Genomic DNA, 5,183 nt, shown 5'->3' on the forward strand with positions numbered 1-5,183 from the left:
AAATAATCGTCAGCCTCGCTTTCTTTGAAATCAGAGCCAGGCCCAAAATCGTCATTGCTTAGCTCCTTAAAATGCGCGCCTAAAATACGAGGCGTCAAATCTTGCTTACTTTGGGAGTCGTCATCCGTAGAATTTAGCGCTAATTCAAAATCTTTACTTTCGGCAGAGCTTTGCGCTATGCTTGCGTCCCTGCTTTGAGGCGAAATAAACCCATTCATATCGCCGCCTAAACTATCGTAAATTTCGCCTGCGATACCCGATAAATCACGAAAGCTTTCGTCAAATTTTGCGGCGGAGCTTTTTAAAATTTCATCGTTTGCAAAAGCAGTATTTGCGGAATCTTTGCCACTTGCAGAAGCGGAATTTATAAAATTTTCTCCATTTAAAGAGACGGAGGCCACGGAATTTTCACCGCCTGTAAGATCAGAATTTTTAAAATTCTCCTCGCTGGAAAAAGTAAAATTTTCATCTTTTACGGCAGATTTTTTTAAAGTAGCGTCCGCTGCAAATTCCGTGCTGCTAGGCGCAGAGCTCTTGCGTGCAAGGGCATTTGAACGATCTAGGGCGGAATTTAAAGCGTCCGATGAAACAAAACGCGAAGTGGAATTTTTGGTATCTAAGGAAGTGAAATTTTGCGCGTTTGATGAAGCGATATCCGGTGCAGATGTGGAATTTAAGGCGCCAGATGCAATGGGATCTGGCGCAAAAGAAGTGGGGCTTAAAGCATCCTGCGAAGCCTGCGCTCCTGCTTCAGCGCTGTTTGCATTCACAGCCCCCTCTTGCTGCACTGCCAAATCTTGCGCGCGCTTTTGCACTTTCATCTCATTTACTGCTTCGATGATATCTTCCAGTTCATTTTCATACATCAATTAGCCACCTCTTAAATTCCGCTTGTTTGCGCGCATCGACGCTTAAAAAGCGCTCCAGCATCGCCATATTGACGCCCGAGCTTACTCGATGATTTAAATTTAGCCGCGCAAAAAGCACCGCCGCATCGCCATCTTGCGGATTATCGCGTAAAATACCGCGGCAAATCCGCATCGCGCCGTAGATATCGCCTTTTTTCTCAAGCTCCATAGCGTATGCTAGAGCACCATTCAAGGCTGGCTCCTAAGCCTTGGCCGCGTAACCCGCGATGATCGAGCCGATCTCTGCAGTCGAGCAAATTTCTTTGGCATCGTACTGCGCGATATCCTTGGTGCGGTATCCGTCGCGAAGCACGGCGCGTACGGCACTTTCGATCGCGGCTGTGGCCTCATTTTCGCCGAATGCGTATTTTAACATCATCGCAGCACTTAAGATCGTAGCGATCGGGTTTGCAATCCCCTGCCCCGCGATGTCGGGCGCACTGCCGTGGATCGGCTCGTAGATGCCTACCTTGCCGCCGATGCTCGCACTCGGAAGCAGTCCGATCGAGCCGCAGATCATGCTCGCCTCGTCGCTTAAAATATCGCCGAATAAATTCTCCGTCAAAATCACGTCAAACTGCGCAGGCGCCCGCACGAGCTGCATCGCAGCGTTATCGACGTACATAAACTCCAAATTTATCCCCGCATAATTTTTCGCTAGCTCGCTTACGACCTCGCGCCACAGCTGGCTTGTTTCAAGCACGTTGGCCTTATCCACGAGCGTTATCTTTTTATTTCGCAAAAGCGCGGCCTCAAACGCGACCTTAGCCACGCGCTCGATCTCAGAGACGTTGTAGCACATCGTATTTAGCGCGTCCTTTTCGTTTTTAACGCGCGGCTGCCCGAAATAAATCCCGCCCGTAAGCTCGCGCACCACCATTATATCGACGCCCTTGATGATCTCAGGCTTTAGCGTCGAAGCGTTTATCAACTCATCAAAAATCATCGCAGGACGCAAATTTGCAAACGCTCCAAGCTCTTTGCGAATTTTTAGCAGTCCGCTTTCGGGACGCAGTTCGCGCGGCAAGCCGTCCCATTTAGCGCCGCCGATCGCACCGAAAAGCACCGCGTCGCTCGATTTAGCGGTATTTAGCGTCTCGTCTGGAAGCGGAACGCCCATAATGTCGATCGCCGCGCCGCCCATCAAGCGGTAGTCAAAATTTAGCTCGAAATTAAATTTATGGCTTACGGCATCGAGCACCTTGATCGCTTCTTCGATGATCTCAGGGCCGATTCCGTCGCCTTTTATCACGCATACGTCGTATTTTTTCATCCAAATTCCTTACAAGTTTATCTTTGTTTTTGCGTAATTTATCGCTCCGCCCGCGTCGAGTAGCTTTTGCATAAACTCGGGTATCGCGCCGAATTTATACTCAGTTTTTTGAGTTAAATTTTTAATTACGCCGCCCTTTAGATCGATGCTAAGCTCGTCGCCCTGCGCGATCTTATCCGTCTCGTCGCATTCGAGGATCAAAAAGCCCGTGTTGAAGCTGTTTCGATAAAAAATCCTAGCGAAGTTTTTTGCGATCACGCATGAAATTCCGGCGGCCTTAAGCGCCATCGGAGCGTGCTCTCGCGAGCTGCCGCAGCCGAAATTTTTCCCCGCTACGATAATGTCGCCGCGAGCTATTTTGGACGAAAAATCCCTGTCCGCATCCTCCATGATGTGCGTCGCAAGCACCGCCGCGTCGGAGGTATTTAGGTAGCGCGCCGCGATAATAATGTCGGTGTCGATATCATCGCCGAATTTCCATACTTTTGCCATATTTCCGCCTTAAATTTTAAAATAGATGCGCGATTTTACCGACAAATTTATTAAAATCCGCTCAATCGCTTTAAAATTCCAAGCGCTCTCCGCCGCGAAATTTCATGGTACGTGCGGGTACCGGGGCAGACGCGGCGGCGCAGATCGGCAAGGCAAGCATGGATCGGCGGTGCAAAAGCGGAGAATAAATCTTAAATTTGGCTAAAAATATAACCTAAATTTTAAAATTTAGCCTAATTTCTAGAATTTCAAAAATTATTAAATTTAGATAGTTTGCTCCGTATATAAGCAAAAATAAAGAGCGTTTCGGTATAATCCGATTTTCCAAAACCAAATACACAACGACACAAGGAGATTTTATGGCGAGCCCAAAAGACGCCTTAACGCCCATCGAGCAGTTCTTCGACGAAAATCAAAAAAGCTACATCACCTACGAAAGACTGATAAAATTTTTCGATAAAGCCCCCACCGCGACGGCCGTTAAGAAGGTCGAAGCGCTTACGAAAAAATTCGACGTTGAGCTGATCTCCGCCGCAGAAATCTCCAAAATCAAAAATTTAGAGGACGCGAAACTCAAAGAAGCCACGCAAAAAAAGCTGCTGGACGAGGGCTGGGACGAGGAGTTTGACCTATCCAGCGACGTCGAGCTTTTGGAGTGGAGCCGTTCGGACAGCCCGGTGCGGATGTATCTGCGCGAAATGGGGCAGATCCCGCTGTTAACGAAAGAAGAAGAGATCGAGATCAGCAAAAAAATCGAGCTCGGCGAAGACATCATCATCGACGCGTTTTGCTCGGTGCCGTACTTAATAGACTTTATTTTAGACTATAAAGAGCCGCTTATCAACCGCGAGCGCCGCGTAAAGGAGCTTTTCAAAAGCTTTGACGACAGCGACGAAGAGGGTGAAGAGGAGGACGAAGAGGAACTATCGGAGGAGGATTACGACGACGAGGAGGATGAGGAAAGCGCGGACGAGGCGAAGCAAAGGCGCTCTAAAAAGAACGATAAGCGTGCTCTAAAGGTCATCGAAAGCTTCAAGGCTCTTGAAAAAGCCAAAAAGGACTGGATGAAATTTGCCGAGAAAAACGCCGAAGCGATTAAGCAGAGCAAAGGAATTTTATCGAAGCTGAACTTGGCGTTTAAAAAGAAAATTTTAAAAGAAAAACTCATGGATCTGGGCCCAACTAGCAAGCTCATCACCGAGATCGTAAAATCGATGGAGACCGCTCTAAAAAGCGACGAGGGCTTTGAAAAGGAGCTCAAACGCTTAGAGTATAAGCTGCCGATGTTTAGCGCCGAACTGCGCGAAAATCACAAAAAAATTCTAAAAGAGATCACGAGGCTTAGCAAAGACGACATCATCGCGCGCGTGCCGGAAGCTACGATGGTCTCGACCTACGTCGATATAAAAAAGCTCTTTTTGACAAAAGAAGCGAGCAAAAAAAGCTTTAATCTCGAGCCCGAGCGGCTAAAAGAAATTTTAGAGCAGATCAAGCGCGGAAAGCGCATCAGCGACAACGCAAAGGCGCGCATGGCGAAGTCCAACCTGCGCCTGGTCGTCTCCATCGCCAAGCGCTACACCAACCGCGGGCTGCCGTTTTTAGACCTCATCCAGGAGGGCAATATCGGGCTTATGAAGGCTGTGGATAAATTTGAATACAAGCGCGGTTATAAATTTTCGACCTATGCGACATGGTGGATCCGCCAGGCGATCTCGCGCGCCATCGCCGATCAAGCTCGCACGATCCGCATCCCGATCCATATGATCGAGACGATAAATCGAATTAATAAAATCACGCGCAAATATATGCAAGAAGGCGGCAAAGAGCCCGATATCAACGTCATCGCGCAAGAGGTAGGCCTTAGCGTCGATAAGGTAAAGCAAGTCATCAAAATCACAAAGGAGCCGATCAGCCTAGAAGCGCCGATCGGAAACGAGGATGACGGCAAATTCGGCGATTTTGTCGAGGACAAAAGCTCGGTTTCGCCGATCGAGCAAATTTTAAAATCCGACCTCAAAGAGCAGATCGACGACATCTTAGAACAGCTTAACGATCGCGAACGCACGGTGATCCGCATGCGATTCGGACTGCTTGACGACGAGAGCGACCGCACGCTCGAAGAGATCGGTAAGGAGCTCAACATCACTCGCGAACGCGTCCGCCAGATCGAAAGCTCGGCAATCAAAAAGCTAAAACACCCAAAAATCGGCCGCAAACTCAAAACCTATATCGAGAGCTAGAGCGAAACCCCGATATAATTTACTCTTTTTACTCTTTGAACGCTCGGCAAATTTAAAATCCATTAGATAGTAGCCGGGCTTTGGCTTCGGTATGATTGATCCTGACGCACGACAAACTGAAATCCGCCCAGATCCAAGTCGGGGTGTCAATAATATATTTTTCAATCTAAATTTTATCAGGCGGAGCACAAATCAAGGCATAATAAAATGCAGCAGTACTTTAAGCGCCGATTTTTAGGGGCTTAAGGTTTGAAGTCCGTAGGTTTCAAA

5 protein-coding genes are annotated in these 5,183 nt (G+C 48.0%); 1 reads left to right on the forward strand and 4 read right to left on the reverse strand.

Annotated elements, in window-relative coordinates:
- The 4 genes from Q0236_RS00005 to Q0236_RS00020 all read right to left on the reverse strand — a co-directional run.
- A partial coding sequence (locus Q0236_RS00005) for a hypothetical protein (RefSeq protein WP_297913505.1) occupies window positions 1–866 on the reverse strand: 866 nt, incomplete at its 3' end.
- On the reverse strand, window positions 859–1,101 hold the full coding sequence (locus tag Q0236_RS00010) for a hypothetical protein (protein WP_005869161.1): 243 nt from the start codon (window positions 1,099–1,101) through the stop codon (window positions 859–861). The genes Q0236_RS00005 and Q0236_RS00010, both read right to left, overlap by 8 nt.
- A gap of 9 nt (window positions 1,102–1,110) precedes the next feature.
- Window positions 1,111–2,181: a 3-isopropylmalate dehydrogenase gene (gene leuB, locus Q0236_RS00015; protein WP_297913506.1), complete on the reverse strand. Its 1,071-nt coding sequence runs from the start codon at window positions 2,179–2,181 to the stop codon at window positions 1,111–1,113.
- 9 nt (window positions 2,182–2,190) lie between these two features.
- Complete coding sequence (locus Q0236_RS00020) at window positions 2,191–2,673, reverse strand: 3-isopropylmalate dehydratase small subunit (RefSeq protein WP_297913507.1); 483 nt, start codon at window positions 2,671–2,673, stop codon at window positions 2,191–2,193.
- 359 nt (window positions 2,674–3,032) lie between these two features.
- Here Q0236_RS00020 and rpoD point away from each other — a divergent pair, with 359 nt between their 5' ends.
- The gene (rpoD, locus tag Q0236_RS00025) at window positions 3,033–4,913 is read left to right on the forward strand and encodes an RNA polymerase sigma factor RpoD (protein WP_297913508.1); all 1,881 of its coding nucleotides are present in this window, start codon (window positions 3,033–3,035) and stop codon (window positions 4,911–4,913) included.
- The last annotated feature ends 270 nt before the right edge of the window (window positions 4,914–5,183 follow it).

This window comes from uncultured Campylobacter sp. (assembly GCF_938031315.1).
Taxonomy (GTDB): domain Bacteria; phylum Campylobacterota; class Campylobacteria; order Campylobacterales; family Campylobacteraceae; genus Campylobacter_B.